This is a genomic window from Pseudomyxococcus flavus, from assembly GCF_050038885.1.
Lineage (GTDB): Bacteria > Myxococcota > Myxococcia > Myxococcales > Myxococcaceae > Myxococcus > Myxococcus flavus.
The window spans coordinates 163,472-179,706 of the sequence record NZ_CP143624.1 but is presented as its reverse complement, the minus strand read 5'-3'; the positions used below and the strand labels follow the sequence as shown (position 1 = coordinate 179,706).

At 69.4% G+C, this 16,235-nt stretch carries 13 protein-coding genes and 1 tRNA gene; 8 read left to right on the top strand and 6 right to left on the bottom strand.

All coding sequences use genetic code 11. The annotated features are described in order from the left end of the window. Window positions 1-54 precede the first annotated feature (54 nt). Window positions 55-1,184, bottom strand: a protein-coding gene (locus VZL07_RS00750) for an IS3 family transposase (protein ID WP_426751377.1) whose coding sequence is annotated in 2 segments (ribosomal slippage) — window positions 55-902 and window positions 902-1,184 — 1,131 coding nt in all. Because the reading frame shifts where the segments join, the coding sequence is not laid out codon by codon here. 370 nt (window positions 1,185-1,554) lie between these two features. Then, entirely contained in the window at window positions 1,555-2,721 is a 1,167-nt protein-coding gene (locus VZL07_RS00745) for a site-specific integrase (RefSeq protein ID WP_426753383.1), read from the bottom strand. A gap of 104 nt (window positions 2,722-2,825) precedes the next feature. On the opposite strand from VZL07_RS00745, the gene VZL07_RS00740 reads away from it, so the two are divergent. Beyond that, window positions 2,826-2,911 (top strand) — tRNA-Leu (locus VZL07_RS00740). A gap of 63 nt (window positions 2,912-2,974) precedes the next feature. Next, complete coding sequence (locus VZL07_RS00735; RefSeq protein ID WP_426753381.1) at window positions 2,975-3,931, top strand: pirin family protein; 957 nt, start codon at window positions 2,975-2,977, stop codon at window positions 3,929-3,931. Window positions 3,932-3,996: 65 nt separating this feature from the next. On the opposite strand, the gene VZL07_RS00730 is transcribed toward VZL07_RS00735, so the two are convergent. Next, the gene (locus VZL07_RS00730) at window positions 3,997-4,986 is read right to left on the bottom strand and encodes a LysR family transcriptional regulator (protein WP_426753379.1); all 990 of its coding nucleotides are present in this window, start codon (window positions 4,984-4,986) and stop codon (window positions 3,997-3,999) included. 60 nt (window positions 4,987-5,046) lie between these two features. Here VZL07_RS00730 and VZL07_RS00725 point away from each other — a divergent pair, with 60 nt between their 5' ends. The 3 genes from VZL07_RS00725 to VZL07_RS00715 all read left to right on the top strand — a co-directional run bounded on the left by VZL07_RS00725 (window position 5,047) and on the right by VZL07_RS00715 (window position 9,528). Next, entirely contained in the window at window positions 5,047-6,159 is a 1,113-nt protein-coding gene (locus VZL07_RS00725; RefSeq protein ID WP_426753377.1) for a saccharopine dehydrogenase family protein, read from the top strand. Window positions 6,160-6,219: 60 nt separating this feature from the next. Then, the gene (locus tag VZL07_RS00720; protein ID WP_426753375.1) at window positions 6,220-7,893 is read left to right on the top strand and encodes an amidase; all 1,674 of its coding nucleotides are present in this window, start codon (window positions 6,220-6,222) and stop codon (window positions 7,891-7,893) included. 216 nt (window positions 7,894-8,109) lie between these two features. Further along, entirely contained in the window at window positions 8,110-9,528 is a 1,419-nt protein-coding gene (locus VZL07_RS00715) for a glycoside hydrolase family 6 protein (protein ID WP_426757212.1), read from the top strand. Window positions 9,529-9,559: 31 nt separating this feature from the next. Here the strand turns inward: VZL07_RS00715 and VZL07_RS00710 are convergent, their stop codons facing one another. The 3 genes from VZL07_RS00710 to VZL07_RS00700 form a co-directional block, all read right to left on the bottom strand. Further along, complete coding sequence (locus VZL07_RS00710) at window positions 9,560-11,023, bottom strand: MDR family MFS transporter (protein ID WP_426753373.1); 1,464 nt, start codon at window positions 11,021-11,023, stop codon at window positions 9,560-9,562. 144 nt (window positions 11,024-11,167) lie between these two features. After that, the gene (locus VZL07_RS00705; RefSeq protein ID WP_426753371.1) at window positions 11,168-11,713 is read right to left on the bottom strand and encodes a hypothetical protein; all 546 of its coding nucleotides are present in this window, start codon (window positions 11,711-11,713) and stop codon (window positions 11,168-11,170) included. 72 nt (window positions 11,714-11,785) lie between these two features. Further along, window positions 11,786-12,220, bottom strand: coding sequence for a hypothetical protein (locus VZL07_RS00700; protein WP_426753369.1), 435 nt, complete (start codon window positions 12,218-12,220; stop codon window positions 11,786-11,788). A 166-nt stretch (window positions 12,221-12,386) separates the two neighbouring features. On the opposite strand from VZL07_RS00700, the gene VZL07_RS00695 reads away from it, so the two are divergent. The 3 genes from VZL07_RS00695 to VZL07_RS00685 all read left to right on the top strand — a co-directional run bounded on the left by VZL07_RS00695 (window position 12,387) and on the right by VZL07_RS00685 (window position 16,232). Continuing rightward, a complete protein-coding gene (locus tag VZL07_RS00695) occupies window positions 12,387-15,044 on the top strand; it encodes an AAA family ATPase (RefSeq protein WP_426753367.1) in 2,658 nt (885 codons plus the stop codon). Between the two features lie 97 nt (window positions 15,045-15,141). Next, window positions 15,142-15,774: an Isoquinoline 1-oxidoreductase subunit gene (locus VZL07_RS00690; RefSeq protein ID WP_426753365.1), complete on the top strand. Its 633-nt coding sequence runs from the start codon at window positions 15,142-15,144 to the stop codon at window positions 15,772-15,774. Then, window positions 15,771-16,232, top strand: a complete 462-nt coding sequence (locus VZL07_RS00685; protein ID WP_426753363.1) for a (2Fe-2S)-binding protein — start codon at window positions 15,771-15,773, stop codon at window positions 16,230-16,232. The genes VZL07_RS00690 and VZL07_RS00685 overlap by 4 nt, the downstream gene beginning before the upstream one ends. The last annotated feature ends 3 nt before the right edge of the window (window positions 16,233-16,235 follow it).

Genomic DNA, 16,235 nt, shown 5'->3' with positions numbered 1-16,235 from the left:
GGGGGGCGCGGGGGGAGACTCGTAACCTGTGGATAGCTGTGGAGGCCTGTGGAGTCACGCCGCGTGCTCGATGAGGCCGGTGCGGTAGACATGCATGGGCGTGCGGTACCCGAGCGCCTGGTGCGGGCGCTCGAGGTTGTAGAAGCGCAGCCAGCGGCCCACGCCCGCCCAGGCCTGGCGCACGTCGGCGTAGGCGTTGAGATAGACCTCCTCGTACTTGAGGCTGCGCCAGAGCCGCTCGACGAAGATGTTGTCCACGCACCGGCCCTTGCCGTCCATGCTGATGCGCACCTGCTGCCCCTTGAGCACCGCGAGCCAGTCCTTGTCCGTGAACTGCGCCCCCTGGTCGGTGTTGAAGATGCTGGGAGGTCCATGGTGGCGCAGGGCCTCTTCGAGAGCCTCGATGCAGAAGTCCGTCGAGAGCGTGTTGGACACGCGCCAGGCCAGCACCGCCCGGCTGAACCAGTCCATGATGGCCACCAGGTACGCCCACCCGTACGCCAGCGGCACGTACGTGATGTCGGCCGCCCAGGCTTGGTTCGGCTTCACGATAGCCAGCCCTCGAAGCAGGTACGGGTAGACGGGATGCTCCGGGTGGGGCCGGCTGGTATGCGGCCCAGGTGCCATCCCCTCCAGGCCCATGAGGCGCATGAGCCGCTGCACGCGCTTGCGGTTCACCTCGTGCCCCTCGTGCTGGAGCACCACCGTCATGCGGCGGCTGCCGTAGAAGGGCCGCGCCAGGTACAGCTCGTCGATGCGGCGCATGAGCTGGAGCTCCTCGGCGTTCACTTCGATGGGCTGGTAGTAGAGCCCCGAGCGCGAGACCTGGAGCAGGTCGCACTGCTTGCGCACCGAGAGCGTGTCGAGTCCGGGCTGCACCATCGCTCGCCTCTCGCTCAGCGGGAGCGCTGCAGCCCGCGCGCTAAAAAATCGCGCTCCACCGTCAGCTCGCCGATTTTCCGCAGCAGTTCGTCCTGCACCTTCTCGGCGTCCCGCCCCGCGGCCTCGGTGGTGAAGGCCGTGGCCGCCTTCTCCAGCAGCTGCTTCTTCCACTGGCCCACCAGCACCGGGTGCACCCCGTGCCGGCGCCCCAGCTGCGCCAGGCTCTCCTTCTCCTGCAGCGCCTCCAGCGCTACGCGCGCCTTGAACTCCGGGTCGAACCGCTTCTTGTTCCTCTGCTTCATGGCCGTTCTCCTACGTGGGAGTCGGCTCAAAACGCAAAGATGGGGGTGGTCCAAAAAACGGGGTCCACTTCAGGAACCCAGAGTGCCTCGGCCGTGCCACTGGAGCGCGCAGAGGCGATGCTCGGCTGCAAGCGGGCACAGATCTTTAGTCTCCTGGCGCAGGGCCGATTGAAGCGGGCACCGAAGGTCGGGCGGTCCGCGATGATCACGGTGGCGAGCATCGAGGCTCTGCTCGCGGAGGGCGTTCCACGGAAGGGCAACACGCGGGCGCGTAGCAAGTCGAGGCGGCCCAGGGCGACAAAGGCCACTCCCACCGCCCCTGAAGCCCCAGCTCTGGCACCGGAGGTCCGGGACCTCGGCGCGGCGATCCTCAAGCTGCCGATTTGATGCCCTGGGGATCCTCGGGGTGCTCCAGCTTCAGGGGCAGCTTGATCATGCTGGGCACCTTGCTCACGTCGTAGAACTTCTTCGTGGTCACGGTGGACGTGTGCCCCAGCACGGAGGCAACGAGCGCCAGGGGCACGCCGTTGCCCGAGAGCGTGACCGCCTCGCCCGCCTCCAGACTCCAGGCCACGAACGAGTGCCGGAGTTCACCGACCTTCACGCGGGGCAACCCACGGGCCTCGCACGCGAGCCGTAGGCGATGACGGACCTGATCTGGCGTCGGCGCTCCGTGCGCCTGAAGCCGCTGCGCCGCCGCGAGCGCCTGAGCATCGAGCGAGAGCGTGTGAACGCGGCCGGACTTGTGGAGGAACTTCACGGTTCCGCTGATGACCGGATGGCTGGGCACCAGGGCGATCCTTCCATCGCCTGCCGCGATGCGCTGGACCTCGGACTCGTGCAGCCCGAGCTTGGCGTGCAGGAGGAGCACGTCCCGTGAGCCCTGGTCGTTGAGGGCGCGGTACAGCGCCTCGATCGTGGCCATCGTGTAGCCCTTCTCACGAATGGCCTTCTCGGGGCGGCTCGCGGGCACCGTGAGCGTGCGGCTGGGGTCCTGGGCCGGGTCCAGGAGCCCCTTCTTGACCAGGAACGAGCAGAACGCCTTGAGGGCCGCGATCCGCTTCTGCTCGGCGGTGTCCCACTGCGCGAGGAGCCGCAGCACCTCGCGGGGCTCCACCTTGCGCAGGTCTCGGCCCTGGAGCGCGTCGGCCCAGGCCGAGAGGTAGTAGCGCGTGTCCTTCTTGTACTTCGCCGTGCGGTCCTTGATGTGCTCCAGGAAGCGCGCCACGGAGGCCGCATCCAGGTACGCGGCTTCGTGCTCGTCCTGGCGGCGCCGCGCCTCCGCCTCCTGGTGGGCCTTCTCGGCGGCCTCCTGCGCCTGGCGCCGTGCCTCCGCGTCCCGCTGGCTCGGGGTCTTGTACGAGTGCGGGTCCTGCTCGAAGAGCGCCAGTTGGGCGAGCGCCTGCCGCTCCGTCTCGCAGTCGAGCGCGATCTGGAGCCGGTGCCCGTCCACCATCCTCCGGATGAGCCACCTCTTCTGGCCGTCCTTCGTCTGGTATGTTCTGCCGCCAGCCCAGGTTCCGGTCCAGTTGGGCATGATCCGCTTCACCTCGTTGGGAAATTGGGTACCAAGTGGGTACCACAGCCCTCTGATGGGGTGCAAAGCGGGGGTAGTCGCTGTAAAGTGCCGGAACTATTGGCGCACGAGTGGCGGAACTGGCAGACGCAGCGGACTTAAAATCCGCTGGCCCGTAAGGGCCGTCCGGGTTCGATCCCCGGCTCGTGCATGGACTCCGGGCACGTCTCGGAGGAGGCTTGGGGGCGTCCATCCGGTTTCCCGCAGGGCCCTCATGACCGCCACCTCGCGCCGCCGCTTCCTCGTCCAGTCGGGCCTCCTCGTCGCCGCCTCGGCCATCGGGTGCCGGCGCCCGGAGGCCCCGGCGGTCCTCCTGAAGTCGCACCGCGGCGTGGTGCAGACGCTCGAAGGCGTTCCCGCGACAGATGGCGCGGGTGTTCGCTTGACGCGGGTCATCGGACAGCCCGCGCTGCGGAACCTGGACCCGTTCCTGATGCTCGACCGCTTCCACTCGGATGACCCGGGCGCCTACATCAGCGGCTTTCCCAGCCACCCCCATCGCGGTTTCGAGACGGTCACCGTCATGCTTGACGGCCGGATGCGCCACCGGGACAGCCGGGGCAACAGCGGGCTCATCGCGGGAGGGGGCTCGCAGTGGATGACCGCGGGACGCGGCATCATCCATTCCGAGATGCCCGAGCAGGTGCAGGGCCTCATGTCGGGCTTCCAGCTCTGGCTCAACCTCCCCGCCAGGGAAAAGATGTGCCCGCCGGCGTACCAGGACCACACGCCCGAGCAGCTCGTGGAGGAGCGGCTCAGCCCGTCCGGCAGCCGCGCTCGCGTCATCGCGGGCCATATGAACGGGCTTCACGGGCCCGTGCGGGAGCGACCGACGCAGCCGCTCCTGTTGACTCTCACGCTGGAGGACGACCGCCCCTTCGAGCTCGACACGCCAGCGGACCACACCGCCTTTGCCTTCGTGTCCTCAGGAGAAGTGGACCTGGGGCCCGAGGGCACGGCAAAGCCGGTGCGCGAAGGCTCCCTGGCGCTGCTCGGCCCTGGAAGTCGCCTCCGCGTGCGTGCGAAGAACCGTCGGAGCGAGCTGCTCATCGCCGCGGCCCGGCCCCTGCGCGAGCCCATCGTTCAGTACGGGCCCTTCGTGATGAACACCCGCGAGGAAATCCGTCAGGCCTTCGAGGATTATCGCGCGGGTGTGCTCGACCAAGGCTGAGTTCGCTCAAGCCATTGGACCCAGCAAGGCATTCATGACCTCGCGTTGTCCGGGCCGGAAGTCAGTCAGTCCGAAGTGCTCGCGAAGGAGCGCTGCGAGCCGGAGTGCGCCACCCCGTTACGAGTCGCGTCTCCGAACAGCATCACGACGAAGTCCAGGAACGCGCTTACGCGCGCTGGGAGGTGCTTGCTGCGCGGATACAAGGCATGGATGGGGCGCTCCTCACCCAGTTGGCCTTCCAGGACGGGCACGAGCGCGCCCGATTCCAATTCCCTCGTCACCATGAAGTCGAAGAGCCACGCGATACCCAGCCCCAGCACGGCGGCATCGCGCAGCGTGGCGCCGTGGTTCGAATGGAAGGTGCCTCGGGGCTCGAACCGCACCGGGGCGGAGGTCCCCTGGACATGCAGCACCCAAGGGGCTGGCGCCCCCTCACGGAGGAAGCCGAGGCAGTTGTGCCGAGCCAGGTCTGCGGGCGACTCCGGCCGGCCATGGCGCTTCAGGTACGCGGGGGCGGCGCAGGCCATCAGTCGTGTGATTCCAAGCTTCCGGGCCACCAGGCGCGAGTCCTCCAGCGCTCCAAGCCGGAGGAGCACATCGACGCCTTCCGCGACGGGGTTCACCACCGTGTCCCGGAGTGTCAGGCGCAGCTCGATGCCTGGATACGAAGACAGGAAGCGGGAGAGCGCCGGCATGAGCACGAGTTGCCCGAGGACCTGGGGGGCATCCACGCGGAGCACGCCAGTGGGGCGCTGCCGGGAGCGTGAGAGAGACTCCTTCGCGGCTTCCAGTTCGCTGAGGACTCGCTGGCAGCGGGCGTAGAAGTCGCGGCCGTCCTCGGTGAGCTGCAGTGCGCGGGTCGTCCGTTGGAAGAGCACGACGCCCAGCTCCTTCTCCAGCTGGGAGATGCGCCGGCTCACAGCGGATGCGGTGACCTGGAGCTTCCGCGCAGCGCGCGTGAAGTCACCGTGCTCGACAGCGCGGACAAAGGCTTCGATGTTCGCAAGCGAGTGCATGGATGCGCGGACCGCACTGATGATGTTCACGAACCGCATTCGCATTCCACCGCGGCCCGCGTCACAAACGTTCGCGAATCGTGACCGGGAGGTTCGCGGATGGATGCTGCGAGGCGCAGTGGGGACATCATCGTCGTCGGAGGCTACGGCCAGGTCGGACAGGAAGTGGTGCGCGTGCTGGCGTCCGCCTTCCCGGATAGGGTGGTGGTGGCGGGACGGAGCGCGGCGCGTGCGGAGGCCTTCGCGAGGCGTGTGGGGGAGGGCGCACGGGGGCTCGGGCTCGACGTCACGTCGCCATCGGCGCTGGGGCGCCTTGCTGGAGCGGCGCTGGTGGTGATGTGCCTGGACCAGCAGGACACGGCCTTCGTCGAGCACTGTCTCCGGTCAGGGATTGACTACGTGGATGTGACAGCCAGGGAGGCATCGTTGGTTGCATTCGAGCGCCTGGGGCCCATCGCCAACCAGGCAGGAAGCACCGCGGTGCTCAGCGTGGGCGTCGCGCCGGGGCTCACGCAGGTGCTGGCGGCACAGGCCGTGTCGAGCCTCGACGCGGTCGACCGTCTGGACCTCGTCGTGCTGCTGGGCGGTGGGGATGCCCATGGGGCCGCGGCCATCGAATGGACGCTGGAGAACCTGGCGGCGCCGTTCGACGTCATTCGGGCCGGTCAGCGTCATCGGGTTCACGGCTTTCGCGAGGCCATCCAGGTTCAGTTCCCTGGGGAACGCAGGCCGCGCAGTGCCTGGCGGTTCAACTTCCCGGACCAACGCGCCGCTGCGCGAACGTTGGCCGTGCCCACCGTCTCGACGTGGCTTTGCTTCGAACCGCCGCTGATGAGCGAATGGGCCGCGCTCTCCGTCCGGGCCGGGCTGGGGCACTTGCTGAAATGGAGCTGGCTTCGACGCGCACTGGCCTGGGTGGCCATGCGGCTTCGTGTGGGCTCGGATGTGTGCTCGGTCCAGGCGAGGGCGGAAGGGCACTCCGCGGGAGCGCCCGCGGCACGCGTGGCCACGCTGCAAGGCCGGCGAGAGGCGGAGCTGACGGGCCGGGTTGCCGCGGAAGTGGCTCGCGATCTGCTCACCGGCCACCGGCCGGGCGGCGTCTTGCATCTGGACCAGTACGTCGAGCCCGACGCATTCCTGAGGCGCATCGTCAGCGCCGTCCCTGACTCAGGGTATGAGGTGCGTGAAGCCGAGGCCTCGAAGTCGCGGTGAGCTCGCGCCGAGTGTCATCGCTCATGCGGTGCCGGCAGCTCGGAGATAGGCTGCCGCGCCATGACCTACCAACGCAACCCGGTGAAGGCGCCCCGCGTGTCGGGCATGGCGCTCAAGGCCTTCGTGAACGCGCTCGAGAGCGGCGTCGGGTCCGTGATGCTGGACAAGCTGACCCGTGACAGCGGCATCGAGCGCTGGCGCGAGCTCTCCGCGGGCGACGCACCTCCGCTCCAGTTCCCGTTACCGCAGGGCTCGCCCGCGACGGAGCCGCAGACGCCCACCGAACAGGCCGCACGTGCCATCGCCACCGCTTCCGGCCCGCCGGAGCGCGAGAGCGTGGCCGCATATGCCCGCGCGTACCGCGAGGGCTCCGCGGACCCTGTCTCCGTGGTGCACCGGATTCACGACGCCATCTCGCGGCTGGACAGTGGCAAGCAGCGCCTGGGCCTGTTCATCGCGCGCAAGCCGGACGAGGTGCACCGTGCCGCCGATGCCTCCGCTGCGCGCCTGCGCGAGGGCCGCCCGCTGAGTGTGCTCGATGGGATTCCCGTCGTGCTCAAGGACGAGGTCGACCTGGCCGGCTTCCCCACGACGCTGGGCACGCGGTTCCGTACCCAGGTGGCCACCGCGGACTCGACGGTGGCGGCGCGGCTCAAGGCCGCGGGCGCCATCATCCTCGGCAAGGCCAACATGAACGAGATTGGCATCAACCCCATCGGGTTGAATCCCCACCACGGCGCCGCGCGCAACCCCTGGGACACGGGGCGCATCACCGGCGGCAGCTCCAGTGCCTCCGCGGCGGCGGTGGCCGCGGGCCTGTGTCCGGTGAGCATCGGCGCGGATGGCGGCGGCTCCATCCGCATCCCCGCGGCCCTCTGCGGCATCGTGGGACTCAAGGCGACGTGGGGCCGCATCCCGGAGACCGGCGTCCCGCCGCTGTGCTGGAACGTGGGCCACGTGGGGCCCATGGGGCTCACCGTGGACGACGTCGCCGCCGCGTATGCGCTCCTGGCGGGGCCGGATGGTCATGACCTCGTCTCGCAGGGCCAGTCTCCACATCACCTGTCGGGCTACGAGGATGGCGCCCTGAACGGCGTGCGGCTGGGCATCTGCTGGGACTACTTCGAGGACGCCGACGCCGACGTCGTGGCCCGCTGCAAGGAAGCCGTGGCGGCGCTGACCGCCGCGGGAGCGCGCGTGGTGGAGATTCCGCCGCCCGACCTCAACGCCGTGCTGTGGACCCACAGCTGCATCATCCTGAGCGAGATGTCCGAGTCGATGCGCCCATATTTGAAGGCGCACCTGGCGGACTTCGGCCTCGACACCCGCACCAACCTCGCCATTGGCCGGCACTTCCGGGCCACGGACCTGGTGCACGCTCTGCGGCACCGGCACCGTCTGACGCGCGAGCTGCTCGCGCAGATGGCGGACGTGGACGTCCTCGTCACGCCCACGACGGCCACCACCGCGCCGACCATTCCGGAGGCGGCGCTCCCCGACGGCGAGTCGAACCTCCCTGTCGTCGACGCGTTGATGCGCTTCGTGCGTCTGGCCAACCTGACGGGCTTCCCATCGCTGTCGGTACCAGCCGGCTTCGATGAGGAGGGCCTCCCCGTGGGCGTCCAGCTGACGGGAAGGCCCTACGAGGAACACCTGCTGCTGCGCCTGGGCCGCGTGGTGGAGCGGGCCACCGAGCACCGCGTCCCGCCTGTTCATCTGCGTGCACTTCGCTGAACCGTCGCTGATTGTAGCCTCGGAAAAGCAGTAAATCATGCCAGGGTGGCGCCGCGTGCCCGAAGGGCCACCCCCACGGGCCACGCACTCGATACAGCCCGCGTCACAGCGGACGCCGCTCCCTGGCTTCCGCGTGCGGGCCGGAGGAATGGCCTCGTGCAATTTCGTGACTCCGTCGGTTCGCCGTCCCGTCGTTTCCCTACGCCGGCCGCGCTGATGTTCGCGGCGGCCCTCGCGACTGCCTGTGGGCCCTCGGAGCCGCAGGTCCCAACAGACGCCGAGTCCCCCGGCGTCAGCACCGCCGCGCTCACCGAGCTCGTCCTCAACGGCAGCTTCAGCGGGAGCACCGTCGCCCCGTGGTGGAGTGGCGCCAACACGCAGTCGCGCGTGGAGAATGGCCGCTTGCGCGTGGACGTCGCGGGAGGGACCGCCAACCCCTGGGATGCCTTGATTGGCCAGAGCGGCATCCCCCTGGTGAACGGCCGGGCCTACACGCTGTCCTTCACCGCGTCCGCGTCGGTGAGCACGACGGCGCGCGTGACGGTGCAACTGGAGAGCGCACCGTACACGGCACCGCTGGACCGGCAGGTGACGCTGGACGGGACGTCGCGGCGCTTCACCTTCCCCTTCACGTCAACGGTGGCCACGTCGTCGGGGCAGGTCACCTTCCAGCTCGGAGGCCGCGCGGCGGGGTTCAGCGCCTTCATCGATGACGTCTCGCTGACCACGGACGACGGCGGCGGCAGCGGCGGTCCGCTGGCGATGACGAGCGGCTTCTACATCGACCCGAACTCCAACCCCGCCAACTGGGTCCGCGCCAACAGCGGGGACCCGCGCGCGGCGCGCATCCAGTCGTCCATCGCGAACAACCTGGCGGCTCGCTGGTTCGCCGCGTGGAGTGGCGACATCACCACGGCGGTGTCCAGCTTCGTCGCCGCCGCGGACGCGGCGGACAAGCTGCCGGTGCTCGTGGCCTACAACATCCCCGGCCGGGACTGCGGCAGCCACTCAGGGGGTGGGGCAGGGAGCCCGGAGGCATACCGGACCTGGATTTCGGCGTTCGCCTCGGCCATCGGCAACCGTCCCGCCGTCGTCATCATCGAGCCGGATGCCGTCGCCCAGCTGGACTGCCTGGCGAACGACTCCGAGCGGCAGACGCGCATCAGCCTGATTCGCTACGCCACCGAGCAGTTCCGGGACCGCGCGCCCAACACCTGGGCCTACCTGGACGCCGGCAACGCGATGTGGATCAACGCGGACACCATGGCCCAGCGACTGGAGAACATGGGCGTGCGCAACGTGCGGGGCTTCGCCCTCAACGTGTCGAACTTCTACACCACGGCGCAGTCGGCCACGTACGCCGGCTCGGTGAACGCCTCGTTGAGCAGCCGCTATGGCTACACCAAGCCCTTCGTGGTGGACACGAGCCGCAACGGGAATGGCTCCAACGGAGAGTGGTGCAACCCGGCCGGCCGGAAGATTGGCGCCACCAACCAGGTGGGCGCCGGGGGCGCGGAGATGCTGCTGTGGGTCAAGGTCCCCGGGGACTCCGACGGCCAGTGCGGCGTCGCGCCCAACACGCCCGCGGGCACGTTCATGCCGGACGTGGCCATCCGGATGATCGACGGCCTCTGAGCAAGCGCCGGACAGGCGCCGCACGGCAGCCTCAGTGCGGCGCCGCCACGTCGGTGGCCGACACCGTCGCGGTGCGTGACACCTTGGGGAAGAACAGCCCCGCGGCGAAGGCCGCCACGGTGAAGGCGCACATCAGCCAGAAGTTGATGCTCAGCCCCGTGCCCAGCGCCCCGCTCAGCGTCGCCAGCAGGTCCGCGGGCAGGTCCTGGCCGTGGTCGGGGCTCATCAGGGCGTTGGCGGCGGAGATGGGGACGTTCGGGTCCTTGAGGAGCTGGGACACCATGACGCCGCCCATCAGCCCCACGCCGATGGCGCCGCCAATGGTGCGGAAGAACATGTTGCTGGCGGTGGCCACGCCGCGCAGCTCCCAGCCCACGCTCGTCTGGACGGCGATGAGCAGCGCGGTGGACGCGAAGCCCATGCCGATGCCGAACAGGCCCATGGCCACCTCGGGCAGCAGCTTCGGCGCCTGGGGCCCGAGCAGCAGCGCCATCAGCGACGTGCCGATGACGGTCAACCCCAGTCCCCCCACGATGAGCGGCCGGAAGCCCGTCTTGAGCAGCAGCCTCCCGGCCACGAGTGCCGCCAGGGGCCAGCCGACAATCATGGGCGTAATCATGCCGCCGGCCTCGGTGGGGGTGCCGCGCAGCACGGCCTGGACGAACAGCGGCACGTAGGTGGTGGCGCCGAACATCGCGGCGGAGAAGAGCGCCCCCGCGATGGAGGAGATGACGATGGCGGGCACCTTGAAGATGGTCATGGGGATGATGGGCTCGGCGGCCTTGCGCTCCACGGCGACGAAGGCGGCCAGCAGCACGGCCGCCAGCGGCAGCCCCCACAGGTTCATGCCCACGCCCTGCACGCCGACCAGCAGCGCCACCACCCAGGCGGTGAGCAGCGCGGCGCCCATGTAGTCCAGCTGCTGCGGCTTGCGCTGCACCTGCTCGTGGAAGGCGCGCATCAGCAGGATGACGCAGCCCACGCCCACCGGGACGTTGATGAAGAAGACCCAGTGCCACGTGAGGTACTTCACGATGAAGCCACCAGTGATGGGACCGATGAGCCCCGCCACGCCCCACACGGCGCTGAACGCGCCCTGGACCTTCGCGCGCTCCTCCAGCGTGTACAGGTCCCCGATGATGGTGAGCGCCACGGGCTGCATGGCGCCCGCGCCCAGGCCCTGAATCGTCCGGAAGACGATCAGCATGGCCATGGACGTGGACAGGCCGCTGGCGATGGACCCCACCAGGAACAGGCCGATGCCGAACAGGAGCACGGGCTTGCGGCCGTACAGGTCCGCCAGCTTCCCGTAGATGGGCACGGTGATGGTGGAGGACAGCATGTACGCGGTGAAGACCCACGCGTAGTGCTGGATGCCACCCAGCTCGCCCACCACGGTGGGCATGGCGGTGGAGACGACGGTGGCCTCCAGGGCGGCCATGAAGAGGCTCAGGGCCAGGGCCAGGGTGGTCAGGGGACGATGGGTGGTTCGCATGCGGACGCCGGCTCGAGAGAGGCCCTCCTTAACGGCTGGGGGCCGGGGTCGCCAGCAACACGCGGTGTCACGTCCCAAAAGAACGAAGGGCCAGCTCCCGTGTGGCGGGGGCTGGCCCTGGGGGGCCTGCAAGTCGCTCGAGAATCAGAAGCCGCGCATCAGCTGGGCCTGGGCGAAGGCCGCCATCTGCTGGGCGTTGAAGCGGCCCTCGGCGATGTCGCCGACCGCCTTCGCGCCGGTGCGGACCGTGTCCACCATGTCCGCCAGCTTGCCCACCGTGCCGGCCTTGCCGAACATGGAGGCCACGCCGCCCAGCGGGCCGCCGGCAACCATGGCCAGTCCGTTGTCGATGAACTTGTCGACGAACGGCTTGGCGAGCTGGCCGATGCCGAAGGGCATCTTGTCCAGCAGGCCGCCAATCATGCCCTTGAGGGGGCCGGTGATGGCGCTCATCGCCTTGTCGACGAGACCGGACACCTGGCCCAGCGCGCTGCCAATCTTGCCGGCGATGCCGCCGATGGCGTTCGCCAGGCCGCCAATCGCCTTGCCGATACCGCCCAGGGCACCAGCGAGGCCGCCCGCTGCCTTGCTGGCCGCGCTGGCCGCATTCGAGGCGGCGCTCCGGCCAGCGCTGTTCGCTCCAGACGAGCCACGGCTACCGTTCGAACCACCTGCGCCGCCAACGGACATGTGCAAGACCTCTTGAAAGGGGGTGAATGTCAGAATTGTCGGGGACCGTGGGAGAAAGTTGCTTCCCCCCGCTCAAACCCGATCAGCGCCGCCCTTCGGCAGGTTTTTCCGGAGCTTTTCGCTGGTCTCCTCGTCCACGGAGACGGGCTCCTGGCCCTCGTCGCCGCGCAGGGACGGCTTGTCCGTGGCGGCCTGAGCGGCCTCGAATCCGGTGTAGTAGGACTTCGGCGGGCCAATCCCCAGCTCCCCGTTGGCGGCGGCGATGAAGAAGTTGGCCACGTCCTGGGTCGTCGGCGGGTTGTAGCCGGCGGCGCGGAGCGCCTCGTCCGGGGCGACGATGAGCGTGGGCTCCTTGTCCGGGTTCTGCGCGTAGTCGAGGACCAGCTCGACGTAGGCCTCCAGCTCCATGTCCAGGGACTTGGCGATGCGCTGGGTGTCTGGATCCGCCAGCAGCTCGGCGCGGACGTTCTCCACGGGGCGCTTCAGGCGGGGTTTCTGCTCGGACATGTCGGGACTCCCGGAGGTCGTTGAAAGAGCGACTCTTCCGGCAGGTTAGCGCCCCCTGCAACAGGGGGCCACCCTGGACGCCCGGCCCCGCCCTGGGGCGGAGGTGCCGGGCCCCCTCCGTCCCTAGCGTTGGCTCAGAACCGTCACCCGTGGGGGACCGAAAGCCATGGCCAACGTCTGCGACCTCTGTCACCAGCGCCCGGCAACCACCCGGGTGACCCGCGTCATCGGGAACCGGCGGACCACCGAGTCGCTGTGCGACGTCTGTAGCAGCCAGCGGTCGCGCTTTGGCCGGATGGGGCTGGGGACCTCGCTCTTCGACCAGTTCTTCAGCGACTTCGCGGACGAGGACCTCGGGGCCCTGTCGTCCCAGGCCCTGCGGCAGCCGGTGGAGCGCTACGACATCACCGAGGCCTTCTCCGACGAGACGCGGCGCGTGCTGGAAGCGGCCTTCGAGGCGGCCCGGAGCGCCGGGGCGGCCTCCATCGACACGGAGCACCTGCTCGTGGCGCTCGCCAGGGACCCGCTGGGCCGGACCGCGCTCAGCCGCATGAAGCTGGACCCCGCCCGCATCGGGGAGCGCGCCGAGGCCGAGATGCGCCGGGGCAAGCGGCCCATGGAGCGTCCAGAGCTGTCGCCCCACGCCAAGCGCGCCCTGGAGCTCGCCTACCAGGAGGCCTACGAGCTGGGGCACTCCTACGTGGGGCCGGAGCACGTGCTGCTGGGCCTGCTCCAAGAGGGCGAGGGGCTGGCGTCGGAGATCCTGCGCGAGCAGGGCGCCCAGCACGGCAAGGCCCGGGCGGCCGTCGCGGAGGAGCTGGCGGCTTCGGCCGAGGCGCGCCGCTCGCCCACGCCCACGCTGGACGAGTACTGCCGGGACCTCACGCGCCTGGCGTCGGAGGGGAAGCTGGACCCGGTGGTGGGGCGCGCCAACGAAATCGAGACGACGCTCGAAATCCTCTCCCGCCGCACGAAGAACAACCCGGTGCTCATCGGCGAGCCGGGCGTGGGCAAGACGGCCATCGTGGAGGGCATCGCCCAGCGCATCATCTCCGCCGCCGTCCCGGACACGCTGCGCGACAAGCGCGTGCTGCAACTGGACCTGTCCGGCCTGCTGGCGGGCAGCAAGTACCGCGGCGAGTTCGAGGAGCGCCTCAAGAAGGTCATGGACGAGGTGAAGGCGAACAGCGAGGGCATCGTCCTCTTCATCGACGAGATTCACACCCTGGTCGGCGCGGGCGCCGCCGAGGGCGCCATGGACGCGGGCAACATGCTCAAGCCGTCGCTGGCGCGCGGTGAGCTGCACGTCATCGGCGCCACCACGCTGGACGAGTACCGCAAGCGCATCGAGAAGGACGCCGCGCTCGAGCGCCGCTTCCAGCCGGTGGTGGTCCCCGAGCCCACGGCCGAGCAGGCCATCGAGATTCTCCGGGGCCTCAAGGACCGCTACGAGTCACACCACCGCGTCCGCATCGCGGACGAGGCGCTCGTCGCGGCGGTGGAGCTGTCGGACCGCTACGTCACCGGTCGCTTCCTGCCCGACAAGGCCATCGACCTGGTGGACCAGGCGGCCGCGCGCGTCCGGCTGCGCCTCACGTTGCCGCCACAGCGGCTGGTGGACGCCGAGCACGAGGTGACGAAGCTGAAGCGCGCGCTCGACGAGGCGCGGGACCGCAAGGCCGGGCCGCGCATCCAGGAGCTGGAGTCGAAGCTGCGCGACGCCGAGCGGGAAGTCCAGAGCGCGCAGAAGGAGCGCCGCACGCAGAAGTCCGGCGAGGTGCCCGAGGTCCGCGCCGAGGATGTGGCGGAGGTGCTGTCGCGCATGACGGGCATCCCGGTGACGCAGATGACGGAGGACGAGCGCAAGAAGCTCCTGGAGCTGGAATCCCGGCTGCACGAGCGCGTCATCGGTCAGGACGAGGCCATCCGCGTGCTATCCCAGGCCATCCGGCGGGCGAGGGCAGGGCTCAAGGACGAGTCGCGTCCCATCGGCTCCTTCCTCTTCCTGGGCCCCACCGGCGTGGGCAAGACGGAGCTGGCGAAGACGCTGGCGGAGCTGCTCTTCGGCGACGAGAAGGCGCTCATCCGCTTCGACATGAGCGAGTACATGGAGAAGCACACCGTGAGCCGGCTGGTGGGCGCGCCGCCGGGCTATGTCGGCTACGAGGAGGGCGGGCAGCTCACCGAGGCCGTGCGGCGGCGGCCCTACTGCGTGCTCCTCTTCGACGAGGTGGAGAAGGCGCACCCCGACGTCTTCCACATGCTGCTCCAGGTGCTGGACGACGGCCGGCTCACCGACGCGCAAGGGACGGTGGTGAACTTCAAGAACACCGTCATCATCGGCACCAGCAACCTGGGCTCGCACCTCATCCAGGAGTCCACCTCGCGCAAGGAGCCCCAGGAGCGGATGCGCGAGCGCGTCATGGGCGTGCTCAAGGGGCACTTCCCGCCGGAGTTCCTCAACCGCATCGACGAGACGGTCGTCTTCGAGCCGCTCAACCGCGCGCAGCTTCGCGCCATCGTGGAGCTGATGATGGAGAAGACCCGCCGCCTGCTCCATGGCCAGGACATCGCGCTGGAGCTGACGCCCGCGGCGCTGGAGGCGCTGGTGGACAAGGGATGGGACCCCACTTTCGGCGCCCGTCCGCTGCGGCGTGAAATCCAGCGGGCCATCGAGGCGCCGCTCGCCGAGTCGCTCATCTCCGGCGCCATTCACGAGAACAGCCGGGTCCGCGTGGATTTCAAGGACGGAAAATTCCGTTTTGACGAGGTGGAGGCTCCCAAGGCGGAAGTGGAGGAAGCCGCGGCCAGCGCCGTTCACTGAACCGTCACGTGGGGGCTCTCCGGCCCGCTGAACATTCGCCTTGTACTCGAGGGCGACATGCCGGACCCTTGGCTCGATGCAGCCATCTCTTCCGGTCATGGCCTCGCTCACCGTCCTCCTGCTGACAGGTGGATGCAAGCGGGAGCCCGATGCTGCGGCGGCGCGTGTTCCTTCGCTGCCCGAGGTTGCCCCCGACGCGCTGCGCCCCCTGGAGGCCTTCTCGGCCATTCCGGACAGGAAGGCGCGCTCCCAGGCGCTCTTCCTGGAAGCCAGCCGCGTTTTCTTCCACCCGCGGTGCGCGAACTGCCACCCGGCGGGTGAGAGCCCCCTTCAAGGCGATGACGGCCAGCTTCATGACCCACCCGTGGTGCGTGGTCCCGAGGACCAGGGCGTGGTGGGCATGGAGTGCACGAGCTGCCACCAGGACCGCAACCAGGAGCTGACCCGCGTGCCCGGCGCGCCGAAGTGGCACATCGCGCCCATCGAGATGGCGTGGGTGGGGAAGAGCCCCCGCGAGGTGTGTGAGCAGCTCAAGGACATGAAGCGCAACGGCGGCAAGACGCCGGAGCAGATGATTGAGCACAACGCCCACGACGAGCTGGTGGCGTGGGGCTGGAACCCGGGCTCGGGGCGGACGCCTGCTCCGGGGACGCAGGCACAGTTCGGCGCCATTGTCAGGGCCTGGGTGGAGACGGGCGCGGAGTGCCCGAGCGAGGAGGTACGGCCGTGACGGTCCGCGTTCGCATCAATGGTGAGGAGAAGGAGCTGGACGTCGACCCGGAGATGCCGCTGCTGTGGGCGGTCCGGGACGTGCTCGGGCTCACCGGGACGAAGTACGGCTGCGGCCATGCGCTGTGTGGGACCTGCACCGTGCACCTGGACGGCCAGCCGGTTCGCGCGTGCGTGACGCCCGTCCGCCGCGCGGAGGGGCGCTCGGTGACGACCATCGAAGGGCTGTCGCCCGACGGCAGCCATCCACTGCAGAAGGCGTGGGTGGAGCTGGGCGTGCCGCAGTGTGGCTTCTGCCAGACGGGGCAAATCATGTGCGCGGCGGCGCTGCTGGCGAAGAAGCCGCGGCCGTCGGACGCCGAAATCGACCAGTCGCTCGCCGGCAACCTCTGCCGGTGCGGGACGTACACGCGCATCCGCTCGGCCGTGAAGAAGGCCGCGGGCCTGTCCGAGGAGTGACGA